Raw genomic sequence first — 14875 nt, forward strand, 5'->3', positions numbered from 1 at the left:
CTGGCCTTAAAGCGATGCCGTGAAGGCTTCGATGTCGGCCGGATCCTGAATATTAGCTGTATTGAGGTCCCGGTCAATACGGCGCGCAAGGCCCGAAAGCACTTTGCCTGCACCGATCTCAACCATCTCTGTAATGCCAAGCGATCCCATGGACGCCACGCTTTCCCGCCAGCGCACAGCACCAGTAACCTGCTCAACGAGCAGATTGCGGATGCCGTCAGGCTCGCTCACCGGCGCTGCCAGTACGTTTGCGATCACAGGCACCACTGGGCGCTCAATGGTCACATCGGCAAGCGCAGCTTTCATTTCGTCAGCAGCAGGCGCCATCAAAGGGCAATGGAAGGGCGCGGATACCGGCAGCAGCAAGCCGCGTTTGGCGCCCTTAGCCTTGGCAATCTCAATCGCGCGCTCGACCGCAGCCTTGTGGCCTGAAACCACAATCTGACCGTCTGCGTTATCATTGGCTGCAACGACCACCTGGCCCTTGGCCGCTTCTTCTACAACTGCGTTTACGTCCTCAAGGCTGAGGCCCAGGATCGCAGCCATAGCCCCCTCGCCCACCGGCACAGCGCGCTGCATTGCCTGTCCGCGCAACTTCAACAGGCGGGCAGCATCAGCAACCGAGAAAGCTCCGGCTGCAGCCAGCGCTGAATATTCACCAAGCGAATGTCCAGCTACATGGCTTGCAAGCTCGCCCACTTTCAGGCCGCCGTCCTCAAGAACGCGGATTACCGCTAGCGAATGCGCCATCAGCGCCGGCTGGGTATTTTCCGTCAGGCGAAGATCGTCTTCCGGGCCTTCCCACATGATTTTGGAGAGATTTTGAGAAAGTGCATCGTTAACTTCCTCGAAAACTAGACGGGCTGGCTCAAACGCTTCAGCCAAAGATTTTCCCATGCCGACATACTGGCTGCCCTGGCCTGGGAATACGAGTGCGCGGGTCATTCATGAACCTCCGATTTGCCTCAAATCACAGGAGGGAATGGCACAGGCCGTAGCGGAATGGCAAGCCTTTAAGGCAAATAATTGCACCGGCCCAAGCTTTCCCTTGCTTTTGACCAGTTGCAGCGGTATAGAGGCCCGTCTCGAGTCTCGGGCTCAAGCCCTCAGGCACGGGATTTTGTTAAGGAAAGCTGGAGGCGCCCGTCAAAGCGGCTGGCGAACAATCAGCACTAAAGGAGCAAAACATGGCTTATTACGAGCATGTTTTCATTGCGCGTCAGGACATCACTGCGTCGCAAGTTGAAGGCATTACTGCCGACTTCTCCAAAATCATTGAGGAGAACGAAGGCAAGGTCGCAAAGACCGAATACTGGGGCCTTAAAAACCTCGCATACAAAATCAAAAAGAACCGCAAGGGTCACTATATTCTTATGAATCTGGACGCCCCTCACGCAGCGGTTGCTGAGATGGAGCGCCAGGCGCGCCTGCATGACGACGTTCTGCGTTTCATGACCATCCGCGTAGACGAGCTTGAGGAAGGTCAATCGATCGTTCTTCGCTCTAAAGCAGACAAAGAGCGCCGTGGCCCACGTGGTGAAGGCCGTGGTGACAATCGTGGTGAAGGCCGCGGTGACAAGAGGGAGGCACGCTAATGGCTGCTCGTCGTCCATTTTTCCGCCGTCGCAAAACCTGTCCGTTTTCCGGCGAAAACGCACAAACCATCGACTATAAAGGCGTAAAGCTGCTGCAGAAGTATGTTTCTGAGCGCGGCAAGATCGTCCCTTCCCGTATCACTGCCGTTTCTGCGAAGAAACAGCGTGAACTGGCGAAGGCGATCAAGCGCGCCCGTAACATCGCGCTGCTGCCGTTCATCGTTCAATAATCGCTCAATCCTAGGAGACATAAAATGGAAGTCATCCTGCTGGAACGTGTCGAGAAACTCGGCCAGATGGGCGAAATTGTTACCGTAAAGGACGGTTTTGCCCGTAACTTCCTGCTGCCGCAGAAGAAAGCCCTGCGCGCAACTGAAACCAACAAAGCAGCTTTTGAAGCTGACCGTGCCCGCCTGGAAGCAGAAAACCTTGAGCGCCGTAAAGACGCTGAAGCTGTTGCTTCGAAGATGGCTGGTCTGAAGGTTATCATGATCCGCGCTGCTGGCGAATCCGGCCAGCTGTACGGTTCTGTATCAAGCCGCGACATTGCTGATGCTGTTACTGAGGCTGGTGTAGCTATTAGCCGCGCACAGGTTGTTCTTGACCGCGCCATCAAAACTCTCGGCCTGCATGACGTTGTTATCCGTCTGCACCCAGAAGTTTCTGAAACTGTTGTTGTGAACATCGCGCGCTCTGCTGACGAAGCTGAGACTCAGTTCAACACCGGTTCTGCTGTTACCGCAAGCGACGCTGACGTTGAAGTTGTTGAAGAAGAAGTTGTTGAAGAACTCTTCGAAGACGAAGCGCCAGAAGAAGCAGTTGAAGAAGTTGCAGCTGCAGCCGACGAAACTGAAGAGGAAGTTGAAGCCTAATCGCTTCTCCCTCTCTGCAAAGTATGAAAAGGCGGGTCCCTGTGGCCCGCCTTTTTCATTAGACAGCCACCTTTTTCCTGACTTATCCCCAGACTTAACAGGGTGTGGAAAAGTCTGTTGGGGAAAAGCCGAATTGGCAGTTGGATCATGCGTCAAAACCTGTATGGTCGCCCCTACCAAGCTCATGGGGGCACAAGACCCCTGGGGAGGAGGCCTGGGCTTAGGGTTGGAAACCGCACCACGGAGGGTTGCTTTTTATGGAAGCTGTCAAGAATGACGCTGCCAACGATGAAGGCGGCGAGCTGAACTATCGCCAGCCGCCTCATAACCTGGAAGCCGAACAGGCACTTCTGGGGGCTATTCTCGTGAATAACGAGGCTGCGCAGAAGGTTCAGGGCTTTTTGCTTGCTGAGCACTTCTACGAGCCCGTGCATGGCCGCATCTATGAAAGTGTCCTGAAACTCATGGACAAGAACCAGATCGCGGACCCGGTCAAGCTCAAACCCTACTTCGAGAATGATGAAGCGCTCACGGACGTGGGCGGGGCGCGCTATCTTGTGCGCCTGGCGGCTTCGGCCACCACCATCATCAATGCCGAAGACTACGGTCGTACCATCTATGATCATGCCATGCGCCGCGCGCTCATACAGATCGGGGAGACGATGGTGAACGACGCGTATGACGCACCCGTTGACGTTGAGGCCTCGGAACAGATCGCGGACGCTGAAAAGCAGCTGTTCGATCTGGCTGAAATGGGCCAGGCGGAAACGGGTGCGCAGGCATTCTCAAAGGCGCTCCGTACGGCTGTCGAGAATATCGAAAACGCCTACAAGGATCCTGACAGCCTTTCCGGTGTCACCACCGGTCTGGCTGCACTGAATGACAAGATCGGCGGGCTGCATAACTCGGACCTTATGATTCTGGCAGGACGGCCAGCCATGGGGAAAACCGCGCTCGCCACCAATATCGCATTCAACGCCGCCAAACGCTATGCGGACGATCGCCTGGCGGGCATCCCGCCGGAGAAATCCAAAGGCGCTGTTGTATGCTTTTTCAGCCTCGAGATGTCGGCCGACCAGCTGGCTGCTCGTATCCTGTCGGACCGCGCCAACCTTGTGTATGACGGGCCGGAGCCGATCCAGTCGCACAAAATGCGTCAGGGTAGCCTGGACCAGCGCCAGTTCGAGGCCATCGCCCGCGCCGCGATCGAGCTTGAGGACGTGCCGCTTTTTATCGACGATACCCCTGCCCTGACCATCGCGGCCCTCAGGAACCGCGCTCGCCGGCTGAAGCGCCAGCACAACCTGGGCCTTGTGGTGGTCGATTACCTCCAGCTCCTGCGCGGATCGGGCAAAGGCACGGCCGCCGACAGCCGGGTTCAGGAAATTTCAGAGATCACGCGGGGCCTCAAGGGGCTGGCAAAGGAACTTCACGTGCCTGTCCTGGCGCTATCGCAGCTTAGCCGGGGTGTGGAACAGCGGGAAAACAAACGCCCCATGCTGTCTGACCTTCGGGAATCCGGCTCGATTGAGCAGGACGCGGATATGGTGATGTTCGTTTTCCGTGAGGAATACTACAAGGAAAAAGAAGAGCCGTCCCAATCCGACCAGGAAAAGCACGTCCAGTGGCAGGCCGAGATGGAAAACCTTTACGGCAAGGCGGAATGTATCATCGGCAAGCAGCGTCACGGCCCCGTGGGAACCGTGCATTTGGCGTTCGAGAAAGACTGCACACGCTTTACCGACCTTATCGAAGAAGATCACCTGCCCGAACGGTTCGATTAGCGTTTCAAACAAAAAACAAGAAGGCGGACCGTATGGCCCGCCTTTTTCATTTTAGTCGCATGTGATTTCGGTGGTGCTGCCGTCTTCGCGTTCTATCACCACCGTGCCACCATTTTTCGTGCAGTTGATGGTGCCGTCCTTTGTGTGGACCACGATACTGTCACCCCGGCTTTCAATCTCAATATCATCGCCGGACACGCTGACCTTGTCACCGCCGGCAATCACCAGAAAGCCATCATGATCATCGTCATGATCACTTGAGGTCAGGCTAGCGCTCACTACTGCAAGCACGGCAGCGCCGCCTGCCAGTGCCATGAAAAGCTGATTTCTTGTCATAATTTTCCCCTCGCTGTTCGGTCATTCTTCTGATTTTCGACCTACGAAGAAAATATGGGGAAAAGCGAAACAGATTTCAACTGTCCTCTTGTAGCCGGGCAGCAAAGCCCCACCAGCGCACCGTTCCTAGAACCCCATCATATTGCGGTGTTCTTTGGGCACCCTGAAGACTATTCCGTCGAGGTCTGCAGTGATCACCACCTGACACCCCAGGCGGGATGTTGCTGATAGCCCAAGCGCGAGATCGAGCATCTCTTCCTCGTCATCACAGGCTTGTGGAAGGCGGTCGAAGTGTTCTTCATCAACGATCACATGGCAGGTAGAGCATGCCATATTGCCTTCACAAGCGCCTTCCATCTCAATGCCGAGTTCATGGGCAAGCTGAAGCGCCGTAACCCCCGGTTCCGTCTCGACAGATTTTTCCTCGCCATTCGGCAGTTGGAATGTCACTGTCACCTTGCTCATGGCTTCAGGCCCCCCATAGCATTCACCGCACCAACAAGGGTGTCTGCGGCAAAATCAATTTCATCATCAGTCGTGAAGCGGCCAACCCCGATCCGAAGCGCGGACTTTGCCTGCGCATCTGTCCGCCCGATTGCCTGCAACACATAGGAAGGGCCGCTGACCGCGGACGCGCAGGCAGCCCCGCTTGAAACGGCGAGCGAGCGGATATTGGCCAACAATAGATCGCCATCAAGCCCCGGGAAGCTGACATTCAGGTTGCCGACCCAGCGCGCCTCTTCATCGCCGTTTATAAGAAGATTCGGCAAGGCCTTGAAAAGCTTTGATTTCAGCCGGTCCAATATCTTGGCCAGTCGGTCTTTTTCCTGCGCCATTTCTGCCTTGCACAAGGCTGCGGCCGCACCCAAGCCAGCCACCAAGGCTGGAGCCTGCGTACCTGAGCGGATACCGCCTTCCTGGCCGCCGCCCGACATTTGCGGCGTTAGCGTGGTTTGCCGCCCGTTACGCTTGTAAAGCGCGCCCACGCCTTTGGGCCCATATATCTTGTGGCCGGAGATGCTCATCAAGTCGATGTTCATCGCGTCCACGTCCAGCTGTATCTTGCCGAAAGCCTGTGCGGCATCGGTATGAAATAGCGCACCCTTTTCCCGGCAGATAGCACCAATCTCAGCCATGGGCTGGATGACGCCTATCTCGTTATTGACAGCCATCACGGAGACCAGCGCTGTCTCTGTTGTTACCGCTTCAGCAAGTTGGTCCAGGTCAATCAGGCCGTTGGGCTTCACCGGCAAGTAGGTAACCCGGCATCCTGCCTTTTCCACAGACTTGGCTGCTTCCAGCACACATTTATGCTCTGTCACCACGGTCACAAGGTGAGGTTTCTTCTTGCCCCAGACATCCATGATGCCCTTAAGCGCCAGATTGTTGGCTTCCGTGGCACCAGAAGTGAAATAGATTTCGCCCGTTTCCGAACCAATCACATCCGCAACCTGCTCGCGCGCAACATCAAGCGCCGCCTCGGCTTCCCATCCGAAACGGTGCGTGGACGAATGCGGATTGCCGAACTTGCTTGTCAGGTACGGCATCATCGCATCGAGCACCCGCTCATCCATGGGCGTAGTGGCCTGATAGTCCAGATAGATGGGTGTTTTCACCATAAAGCGGTGTCTCCCGCGCTTATCTTGCCCGCGTGCGACTATAGATGGATTTCCAGGCCGCAACAAATGCGTCGACATCGGCCTCTGTGGTTTGGTAGCCGAGCGACACCCGGATCGAGCATTCGGCCTGCTCGGGCGCAAACCCCATCGCCGTCAACACATGCGAGACCTTCACCTTGCCTGATGAACAGGCAGAACCAGATGACACACAAATGCCATTGAGGTCAAAATGCATGACCTGTGTTTCGCCCTTTACGCCCGGCATGATCAGGCAGCTGGTGTTGGCAATTCTCTCTGCCCCGCTGCCGACGACAATCACATCGTTCGCAATTGCCCGTATCTCGCTTTCGAGCCTGTCACGAAGTCCTTTGATGCGGTCCATATCCCCAAGGCCGACCATGGCTTCCATGGCTCCTGTACCAAAACCTGCGATACCGGCGACATTCTCTGTACCGGACCGGCGCGACAGTTCCTGCCCGCCCCCCGCGATCAGGGATTTGAGCGGTGCCGTTGGCCCCAGCACGATCGCGCCCACGCCTTGCGGGCCACCCAGCTTGTGAGCAGACAGCGTCAGGTAATCGACACCCAGTGCCTTGAAATCGAGCGATATTTTGCCTGCAGCCTGCACTGCGTCAGTATGCATTCGGGCGCCATGCTCCTTGGCAACAGTTGCTATTGCAGCCACATCCTGCAGCGCGCCCATTTCATTATTCGCAAGCATGACCGAGACCAGCGCCGGCTTTTCCGCTTTCGCCAAAAGGCTTTGCAGGGAGCCCATATCAACCACACCCTGATCTGATGTCGGAATGACATAGACAGGGAGGCCACTTTCCTTGGCGGCAGCAAAGCCACAATCATGTTCAATCGCAGAAATCAGGATGGATGCGGCCCCCGCGCCCCGAATCACCGTGTTCGAGGCTTCCGTGCCGCCGGACGTGAAAACCACATCCCGTGGCCGCGCGTTCACCATTGCCGCTACCTGTGTCCGCGCTTCCTCAACACGCGCGCGGGCATCCCGACCCGCCGCATGGACAGACGAAGGGTTGCCAACAGTGCGCATCGCGGCGGTCACTGTGTCGATCACCTCATCCCGGATCGGGCTGGTGGCGTTATAATCAAGGTAAACTAAGCGCTTCATAGAGCCATCACATAGGGCCTATAAAGGGCTCGATCAATTCTATTTTTCACCAAAGGCATGAGATTGCTTGCGAATCGGTACTAAAACTCTATATACGGGGATCAGGATACATGATGGGTGCCCGTGCCCAACAAACCATCATTAACCACAAGATTTATAAAGATCGTCAATGCCCGAAATCATATTCAGTGGACCAGCTGGCCGCCTTGAAGGCCGATACCAGCCCGGTAAAACCGAAACGGCGCCAGTAGCGCTGATCCTGCATCCGCACCCGCAATATGGCGGCACCATGGACAATAAGGTCACTTATTATCTGTATCACGCCTTTGCCCACCGCGGCTTTGCGACACTCCGCTTCAATTTCCGCGGTGTTGGGCGCAGTCAGGGCGAATTCGACAATGGTACCGGCGAGCTTTCCGACGCGGCAGCCGCGCTGGATTGGCTGCAGTCGATGAATGAAAATTCGACCGGCACCTGGATTGCCGGTTTCTCCTTTGGCGCCTGGATCGGCATGCAGCTTTTGATGCGCCGTCCAGAAATCAAGGGCTTCATTTCCGTCGCGCCGCCAGCAAACCTGTATGACTTCTCATTCCTGGCGCCCTGCCCGTCGTCCGGCCTGATCATCCAGGCTGACCAGGATGACCTTGTAACGCCAATTTCAGTGCAGAAGCTTGTTGAGAAGCTGAAAGCGCAGAAGTCCATTACCATTCATCATGACAATATCAAGGGGGCCAATCACTTCTTTGAAAGTGAGCTTAACCAGCTGATGACATCGGTGAACAACTATCTGAACATGCGTCTGACATCCGGCGACTAAGCCGCTCAGACCATCCCAGTCGAGGAACCGGCCATTTCGTTATCATACGGAATGGCCGGTTTTTCATTGGGGACACCATAGCCAATATCAAAATAATCGAACTCAACGATCCTGGAATGATTTCGCTGGAGATCAATTGAATAACCAAGCGGCGTATCACGGTCCGGCGTATCGGTCAGGCCTAGCTGGAAGGTTACTGCGCCATTTTCGTCGCGCGCGGGCAGCCCAACCCCACGTATATCCACCTTGTGACCATTCGACAGCGTGGTCTGACGTGTGATGCTCATGCCGCAGGGATGCGAGCAAATCGGGGCCATTGCCTTGGTATAGAAATCCTTTTGCTCACCGTGATAAACGCCAAGGAAATCACTGCCTACGCCTAGATCAGGAATGAAGGCATCAAGTGCCGTTCCAAGAAGCCTGACCGTCATCACCTCTGGGCCTTGCCACTGCAACAGGTAGAAGCATGGTGCGACTTTCGGGATATCCTTGAGCTGGATCGCCGAACGCAACGGAATATCGCCGGCACTATCCGCCAGCGACTGCCAATATGCGACAAAGTTCTGGAAATCTTTTTCACCCAGCAAGCAACGCTCCCATCCCCCGATTAGAAACTGACGTTCTTATAGCAGACCAATAACAAAAAAAGGTTAACTAATGTTAACTAGCGCCTCAACCGCCGCCCTCTGGGTTCGTGCATAACGCCCCCAAGGGTTGGCTCATTGCATCCTGTGGTGCTTGGCAGGCTCAGCGCCAATCCGCGCACCGTGCGCGCGGCAAGAAATGCGAAGGCCTCGGCTTCAAGCGCATCACCCCGCCAGCCCAGCACTTCCACCGGGTCCACCAGCACCGGCATGCGCCTGCGAAGGCGTCGCATCAGGGTCGGGTTGTGCCTCCCGCCTCCGGCCACATACCAGGCCTCTGGGGGACTGGGGAAATGACTCTGCGCAGAGATCACCGATTCCACCACGAAATTTGTCAGCGTTGCGGCACCGTCTTCTGCGGACAAGCCGCGGACTGCCTGAATGTTGAAATCATCCCGGTCGAGTGTTTTGGGTGGTTTCTCATCGAAATAAGGCGATGCCATAAGACCCATCACCACTTCATCATGGCTCAGACCACGTGCCGCCAGGTTGCCGTCTGTATCCACCGGTTTACCAGTATGGATTTCCGCCCAGTCATCCAGCATGGCGTTGCCCGGGCCCGTGTCGAACGCCATGATCTCGGGGTCTCCGCCTTCTGCGCCAAATCGCACCCATGTCACATTCGCGACACCGCCAATATTCAGCACGGCCACAACATTGTGGCGCCGCGCGCGTGCCAGAAGCGCCGCATGATAAAGCGGCACCAGCGGCGCGCCTTCGCCGCCGGCCGCGACATCAGCAGTTCGGAAGTCATTCACAACCTTGATACCTGTCAGGCCCGCCAAACGGCCACCGTCCCCCAGTTGCCAGGTCCAGCCCCTGTCGGGCCGGTGGGTCAGCGTCTGGCCGTGAAATCCGATAAGATCAATCTCATCTGGCGTTTGCCCTGTGACAGCCAGAAGTTCAAAGACAGCCTCTGCGTGCCAGTCCGCAAGGTCGTCATCCAATTGTTTGATGGCTTCGGGCGGGTTTTCCGCACTGGCACAGCCTGCAGCCAGAGACAGGCACTCTTTCACCTTGGAGCGCATTTCCGGCGTATAGGGCATTGTCAGGGATGGCCCCAGGCGCTCAATTCGCACGCCATCTGTATAGATCATGGCTGCATCGATGCCGTCCATCGAAGTCCCGCTCATCAGGCCAATCACACATTTGATTTCGCCCGGTTCACCCAAAACTGACATAAAACACCTGTCTCCTGAACTTTTGCACCCGCTTGGGGCTTTGCCTTACCGCCACCGTATGCTACATCAGCCCGCTCTTAAATAATTTTATTAGTGCCACACCATCTATTTGGACCAGATAAATGACCAACTTGAAATCGGAATTTCTTCAAGTCCTGACCGAACGGGACTTTATCCACCAGGCAACCGACCTGGAAGGATTGGACGCAAAACTGTCTGAAGGCCCGGTTTCAGCTTATATCGGCTTCGACTGCACGGCTCGCAGCCTGCATGTCGGTAGTCTCGTTCAGATCATGATGCTGCGCTGGCTGCAAAAAACCGGCCACAAGCCGATCGTTCTGATGGGCGGCGGGACATCCAAGATCGGCGACCCATCAGGCCGCGACGAAAGCCGCCAGTTGATGACCGAAGAGATCATCCAGGACAATATGGCCGGCATTCGCACCATCTTTGACCAGCTGCTGACATTCGGTGACGGCGCAAGCGATGCCGTGATGGTCAATAACGGTGAATGGCTGGATGAACTGCACTACATCCCGTTCCTGCGCGAGATCGGCCCACACTTCACCATCAACCGGATGATGACATTCGACAGCGTGAAGCTTCGCCTTGAGCGCGAACAGCCACTGACGTTCCTTGAGTTCAACTACATGATCCTGCAGGCTTATGACTTCATGGAACTGGCAGGCCGCTATGACTGTGTGCTGCAGATGGGCGGGTCCGACCAATGGGGCAATATCGTCAACGGAATGGAACTCGCCCGCCGCAAGGCTGGCAAGCACCTGTTCGGCCTGACGACACCGCTGATTACAACGGCAGACGGCAAGAAGATGGGCAAAACCGCCTCTGGCGCCATCTGGCTTAACGAAGAGCAGCTGCCCGCTTATGACTTCTGGCAGTTTTGGCGCAACACGCAGGACGCAGACGTTGGCAAGTTCCTGCGTCTGTTCACCGAACTGCCGATGGACGAAGTCCGTCGTCTTGAAGCTTTGGGCGGCTCTGAGATCAACGATGCCAAGGTGATCCTTGCCAACGAAGCAACAAAGCTGTGCCGCGGAGAGGACGCCGCCAGGGCCGCAGAAGCAACTGCCCGTGAAACCTTTATCAAAGGCGGCGCAGGTGCTGATCTGCCGACTGTTTCAGTGCCCGCCGCTGCCCTTCAGGCAGGCTACAATGTTGTGGATCTGTTTATTGAAGCAGGCCTGGGCAGTTCGAAAAGCGAAGTCCGTCGCCTGATCAAACAGGGCGGCGCCAAGCTGAATGATGTCAAAATCGAAAGCGAAGATGACACTGTCACGGCTGTGGCGCTCAATGATGGTCAGATCAAACTGTCCGCCGGCAAGAAGCGCCACGCGCTTGTGAAGGCAGAATAGAAGCAATACAAGCGCTCAAATCAAAGAAGCCTCCGCCCATATAGATGCGCGGGGGCTTTTTTTGTTTCTTCTTTCTTATTGATGCTAAAGCTGTGGCTCGTCTGACGGTGGCGTTTCCGGCACTGGGCTCGGCTCCTCAGCCTCAGGCTCTGCCGCTTCCTCACCTGGCCCGCCACCGGCCGGTTGCGCCTCGCCTTCTGGCGGCGCTGGTGTCTCTACGTCCGAAATCTTACCCTTCCTGCCCTCAAATAGCAGGCGCAGGAAACCTGGCGCGATGCCAGATACTGGGTTGATCGTGAACTCAGGGTTTTCAAGCTGGCCCTTCACCCGGTAGGACACACCGAAAACACCCTTGCCCTCACCGCCTGTCAGCAGCGTGCCAAGGATGGGGATTTTGCCAAGAAGCGAGTTCAGCCCATAAGCAGGCACAAAAACGCCGTTCACGTTGATCTTGTCTTCCCGCGCGGAAATCTGGCCTTCCATGGTCATGCCCATCGTCGGGCCGTTGGCCTTCAGGCCAGACAGATCTAATATGCTGTTGGTATAGTCAAACGGCACGTCAATCTTATCCAGCGTCACAGGCCCATCAGAAAGATAGTCGTTGAGCCCGCTGACAACCCCTTCCTTGACGCCAGGCCCAAGATTCTCCTTTGAGACCATCAAAGCATCGCGAACTTTTGCTTCGCCTTTCATATGCAACCGATCACCCCAACCCGATGTCATGCCGGACATGCTAAGTTCGCCGTCCCGTATGTGGGCAAACAGCCCAAGCCCGCGAAGGATATGCCCAGCATCGGGGCTGGCCAGCGTGATAGACTGTCCTGCAGGATCATCAGTCTCGCTCACCGTCATCGTCACTTGCTTTTCCGTGCCCGGCACAAATCCGGAAAATGACAACTCTTTCGGTTCGCCGGTGCGGAACCGCGTTTGCAGTGTAGCCTTCTCCAGTGTCTCGCCGTTCAACAGCAAAAGCCGGTCCGCCAGCAACTTGATGTCTGTGTCGCTACCTTCTCTCTCCGCGTCGGGTTCAGCGGTGCCTTTTGGCTTTTCCGGACCATCGTCGAGGCCTTCGAGAAAAACCCCAGCATCAAAAGCAGTAGCCACAATATTGACCTGAGTTGGTACATTGGGGCGCTGCACAACTGTACCGGCTAGTTCGTGCCTACCCATTTTCCGGATGGTGAAATCACCATCCATCATGCCGCTTTCGCGACTGCCCCAATCAAACGAGGCGACAAGGTCGACATCCTCTCCCTGAACTACCAGGGGCGCCAGCGAAGTGCCGTCATCTTTGAACACTAGTGTGCCGGTTACCATCGCCGGACTGGACGCCGGCTTTTGCCAAGCCAGTTGCGAAGCCTTCAACACAGCACCCGTGGCATCAGCGGTGAAATAGCCCCGGCTGAACTTGAAATTCCGCCCGATGAATGTGGCCTCACCAACCGCCTTGCCAGCCAGGAAGTCCGAAATATCAATACCGAACGCCTGAATATCATTTTCATCAAACTCGCCAACGAGTACCACTTCAGTTGTTTCGGCATCATCGCTCACCCTGCCCGCTGCGAAATCTTCCCGCCAGTAAAGGCTCATCGGTACGCCATTCAACCGGCCATCCCCGGCCAGCGACAGTCGGTCACCGTCAAGCTGGAGCATCATGGCCCCCTCTCTTAGCCCTTCGCCGCCCAGAAGGTCCGCGACAGATGTTTCCCTGAGCTGCGCCTCAACGGTATAGATCACGTCTTCCTTCGGCACGCCCTTGACGAGAGGCAGCGTCACTATCACGTCCACGTCGGCCGTGCCATCGACCCGCGCGGGATCAAAGTCAATCTTCTGGGGCACATTAAGCGGATCGTAGGAGATCAGGTCCATGATCGTAGGCACTGCACCAGATAGCTTGATATCAAACCGACCGATACCTTCCCCTGGATGATGGATATCGACCATGTGCGCGGTCGATCCAGCCACAGACATCCCAAGCACCGATCCACCTTGCAGTGCGATGTCAAACTCTTCATGTGTCAAGCGGCCGCTGCCCACAGCACCCTCAATCGGGGGCATATCCCGCAGGTACCTGGTCTCGATACCTGTAAAATCGAAATCCAGCTGGAAAGCACTGCCTTTGGCAAAGGCACCGCCTTCTTTTGGTGACCAGTCCACATGGAAGCTCACGTCATGTGCAAGCCCCTTGATCATATTGTCGTCAACCCACACGCGGGCGCCCCTCGGGCTGCCGTCCGGATAGGTCGCGATCGGCCAATAGCGCTTGACTTCGGCGATTGTCGCGGCCTGCGTTTCAAATAGAAACTTGACGCTCGGTTCATCAGCATCCTCGAACCACTGCAGAACGCCGCTACCCGTTATCTCCCGTTCACCCGCCTGCAAGGAAAGCTCTTCAACAACAATCATGTCTTCAGAGGCGACGTAGTAACCATCAATCGCGCCAAAGCTGATCGGCGCCGGGTCAGGAAAACGCACCGGATGACTGATTAGGCCTTCATCAATTCCGACATGGAACCGCGCTGATCTCAGGCCCACATTCGAAGCCAGTTCGAAGTCCAGCCCCAGCGTTACCGGGAAATCCAGATACGTAACCACTTCCGGCATGGTCGCCTGGAAGCTAAGGTCACTTGGTTTCATCTGACTGAATGCCACAGAGACAGATAGTTCCCCAACGTCCGGCTCTGCCTCTCCCTGAAGCTGAAGCTGCACCGGCCTGTTGCCCAGAACCACATCCGCAAGCGCAGCAAGTGTCAGCTTGTCATCTGCTGATGCCAGTTCAAGGCGCGGCACTGAAAACCGGGCATTCTGGAATTCCTCGCCTCGTACAATCTCAACGACGGAACTGGTAAGAATAATACTGTCCAAATCGGGGGCCTGGTCCATCAGCCGCCGGGCAAACCGACTGAAAGCTTCTGTCACCGGGCGGAAAACCGCGGGTTTTGGGAAGCCGCTTTCGCCGAACAAGTCGGCAAATGACCCGTTCCCAGTGGCGTCAGAAAAGCCTGCAAGGTCTGTTATCAGCACATTCGGTGCTTCAAGTTCAACAGAGGACAGGCCGACATCGCCAAGAATGCTTGAAAAGGTCACGCCTACCCGGGCGCGCGGCACGCGGGTAGTCATGCGGTTGGCCCTATCCGTCAGCCGCAGGTTGGTGATTGATATCCAGGGACGTACACTACGCCAGTCCCACCCAACTTCCGTCTGGTCGAACTCTATCTGCCAGCCGGGCAGGAAGCCTTCGGCTTGTTCGATCAGTTCCTCGCGGGCGATGCCAAGATCGATGGGAGCAAACAAAAGGCGCGCAAACAAAAGGCATGCCAGCAGCACAGATGCTGTAGCAAGCCACACGCCGGTTCTACCCATGAAACCCAAAGTCTTTTTCAAAGATGACGTCCGATCGCCTTAATTGCCCTTGATTTGAGTAGGCAAGGTATGAACACTCGTGTCTGTCCGCAAACAAAAATTCAGAAAGTTGGCCCTTCTGTATGTCACATCCGACACATACACTACCGAAAG

The 14875-nt window shown here is 56.1% G+C and carries 14 protein-coding genes; 6 read left to right on the top strand and 8 right to left on the bottom strand.

All coding sequences use genetic code 11. The features are described 5' to 3' along the window. Positions 1 to 6: 6 nt before the first annotated feature. Entirely contained in the window at positions 7 to 945 is a 939-nt protein-coding gene (fabD, locus tag ACFO5Q_RS10475) for an ACP S-malonyltransferase (protein ID WP_068145825.1), read from the bottom strand. Between the two features lie 242 nt (positions 946 to 1187). On the opposite strand from fabD, the gene rpsF reads away from it, so the two are divergent. From rpsF to ACFO5Q_RS10495, 4 genes are all read left to right on the top strand, one after another. Further along, positions 1188 to 1595: a 30S ribosomal protein S6 gene (rpsF, locus tag ACFO5Q_RS10480; RefSeq protein WP_068145822.1), complete on the top strand. Its 408-nt coding sequence runs from the start codon at positions 1188 to 1190 to the stop codon at positions 1593 to 1595. Beyond that, a complete protein-coding gene (gene rpsR, locus ACFO5Q_RS10485; RefSeq protein ID WP_068145818.1) occupies positions 1595 to 1825 on the top strand; it encodes a 30S ribosomal protein S18 in 231 nt (76 codons plus the stop codon). Before rpsF ends, rpsR begins: the two co-directional genes overlap by 1 nt. Before the next feature lie 24 nt (positions 1826 to 1849). Next, positions 1850 to 2467, top strand: a complete 618-nt coding sequence (gene rplI / locus ACFO5Q_RS10490) for a 50S ribosomal protein L9 (protein WP_068145815.1) — start codon at positions 1850 to 1852, stop codon at positions 2465 to 2467. Positions 2468 to 2724: 257 nt separating this feature from the next. After that, positions 2725 to 4251 carry a replicative DNA helicase gene (locus ACFO5Q_RS10495; RefSeq protein WP_068145811.1) on the top strand — a complete coding sequence of 509 codons (1527 nt, stop codon included), beginning with the start codon at positions 2725 to 2727 and terminating at the stop codon, positions 4249 to 4251. A gap of 51 nt (positions 4252 to 4302) precedes the next feature. Here ACFO5Q_RS10495 and ACFO5Q_RS10500 read toward each other — a convergent pair whose 3' ends face one another. From ACFO5Q_RS10500 to ACFO5Q_RS10515, 4 genes are all read right to left on the bottom strand, one after another. After that, positions 4303 to 4587: a hypothetical protein gene (locus ACFO5Q_RS10500; RefSeq protein ID WP_068145807.1), complete on the bottom strand. Its 285-nt coding sequence runs from the start codon at positions 4585 to 4587 to the stop codon at positions 4303 to 4305. Positions 4588 to 4713: 126 nt separating this feature from the next. Further along, entirely contained in the window at positions 4714 to 5052 is a 339-nt protein-coding gene (locus ACFO5Q_RS10505) for a ferredoxin family 2Fe-2S iron-sulfur cluster binding protein (RefSeq protein ID WP_068145804.1), read from the bottom strand. After that, positions 5049 to 6206 (bottom strand): cysteine desulfurase family protein, encoded by a 1158-nt coding sequence (locus tag ACFO5Q_RS10510; protein ID WP_068145801.1) that lies wholly within the window; start codon positions 6204 to 6206, stop codon positions 5049 to 5051. Before ACFO5Q_RS10510 ends, ACFO5Q_RS10505 begins: the two co-directional genes overlap by 4 nt. A 19-nt stretch (positions 6207 to 6225) precedes the next feature. Then, the gene (locus tag ACFO5Q_RS10515) at positions 6226 to 7344 is read right to left on the bottom strand and encodes a cysteine desulfurase family protein (protein ID WP_068145797.1); all 1119 of its coding nucleotides are present in this window, start codon (positions 7342 to 7344) and stop codon (positions 6226 to 6228) included. Positions 7345 to 7513: 169 nt separating this feature from the next. On the opposite strand from ACFO5Q_RS10515, the gene ACFO5Q_RS10520 reads away from it, so the two are divergent. Further along, positions 7514 to 8161, top strand: a complete 648-nt coding sequence (locus ACFO5Q_RS10520) for an alpha/beta hydrolase (RefSeq protein ID WP_068145794.1) — start codon at positions 7514 to 7516, stop codon at positions 8159 to 8161. Positions 8162 to 8166: 5 nt separating this feature from the next. Here the strand turns inward: ACFO5Q_RS10520 and ACFO5Q_RS10525 are convergent, their stop codons facing one another. Together ACFO5Q_RS10525 and ACFO5Q_RS10530 are read right to left on the bottom strand one after the other, a co-directional pair. Next, complete coding sequence (locus tag ACFO5Q_RS10525; RefSeq protein ID WP_068145791.1) at positions 8167 to 8748, bottom strand: PAS domain-containing protein; 582 nt, start codon at positions 8746 to 8748, stop codon at positions 8167 to 8169. A 77-nt stretch (positions 8749 to 8825) separates the two neighbouring features. Continuing rightward, positions 8826 to 9986: an anhydro-N-acetylmuramic acid kinase gene (locus tag ACFO5Q_RS10530; protein ID WP_068145788.1), complete on the bottom strand. Its 1161-nt coding sequence runs from the start codon at positions 9984 to 9986 to the stop codon at positions 8826 to 8828. A gap of 122 nt (positions 9987 to 10108) precedes the next feature. Here ACFO5Q_RS10530 and tyrS point away from each other — a divergent pair, with 122 nt between their 5' ends. Further along, positions 10109 to 11359 (top strand): tyrosine--tRNA ligase, encoded by a 1251-nt coding sequence (tyrS, locus tag ACFO5Q_RS10535; protein ID WP_068145785.1) that lies wholly within the window; start codon positions 10109 to 10111, stop codon positions 11357 to 11359. An 84-nt stretch (positions 11360 to 11443) separates the two neighbouring features. Here the strand turns inward: tyrS and ACFO5Q_RS10540 are convergent, their stop codons facing one another. Further along, complete coding sequence (locus tag ACFO5Q_RS10540) at positions 11444 to 14743, bottom strand: YhdP family protein (protein ID WP_156431908.1); 3300 nt, start codon at positions 14741 to 14743, stop codon at positions 11444 to 11446. Positions 14744 to 14875: the final 132 nt, after the last annotated feature.

This window comes from Kordiimonas lipolytica (assembly GCF_042651265.1).
Classification (GTDB): Bacteria; Pseudomonadota; Alphaproteobacteria; order Sphingomonadales; family Kordiimonadaceae; genus Kordiimonas; species Kordiimonas lipolytica.

Coding starts and splice junctions, on each gene's coding strand:
- ACFO5Q_RS10495 (WP_068145811.1), top strand. CDS start 2,725: ATGGAAGCTGTCAAGAATGACGCTGCCAACGATGAAGGCGGCGAGCTG.
- ACFO5Q_RS10510 (WP_068145801.1), bottom strand. CDS start 6,206: ATGGTGAAAACACCCATCTATCTGGACTATCAGGCCACTACGCCCATG.
- rplI (WP_068145815.1), top strand. CDS start 1,850: ATGGAAGTCATCCTGCTGGAACGTGTCGAGAAACTCGGCCAGATGGGC.
- ACFO5Q_RS10515 (WP_068145797.1), bottom strand. CDS start 7,344: ATGAAGCGCTTAGTTTACCTTGATTATAACGCCACCAGCCCGATCCGG.
- ACFO5Q_RS10500 (WP_068145807.1), bottom strand. CDS start 4,587: ATGACAAGAAATCAGCTTTTCATGGCACTGGCAGGCGGCGCTGCCGTG.
- rpsR (WP_068145818.1), top strand. CDS start 1,595: ATGGCTGCTCGTCGTCCATTTTTCCGCCGTCGCAAAACCTGTCCGTTT.
- ACFO5Q_RS10520 (WP_068145794.1), top strand. CDS start 7,514: ATGCCCGAAATCATATTCAGTGGACCAGCTGGCCGCCTTGAAGGCCGA.
- rpsF (WP_068145822.1), top strand. CDS start 1,188: ATGGCTTATTACGAGCATGTTTTCATTGCGCGTCAGGACATCACTGCG.
- tyrS (WP_068145785.1), top strand. CDS start 10,109: ATGACCAACTTGAAATCGGAATTTCTTCAAGTCCTGACCGAACGGGAC.
- fabD (WP_068145825.1), bottom strand. CDS start 945: ATGACCCGCGCACTCGTATTCCCAGGCCAGGGCAGCCAGTATGTCGGC.
- ACFO5Q_RS10530 (WP_068145788.1), bottom strand. CDS start 9,986: ATGTCAGTTTTGGGTGAACCGGGCGAAATCAAATGTGTGATTGGCCTG.
- ACFO5Q_RS10505 (WP_068145804.1), bottom strand. CDS start 5,052: ATGAGCAAGGTGACAGTGACATTCCAACTGCCGAATGGCGAGGAAAAA.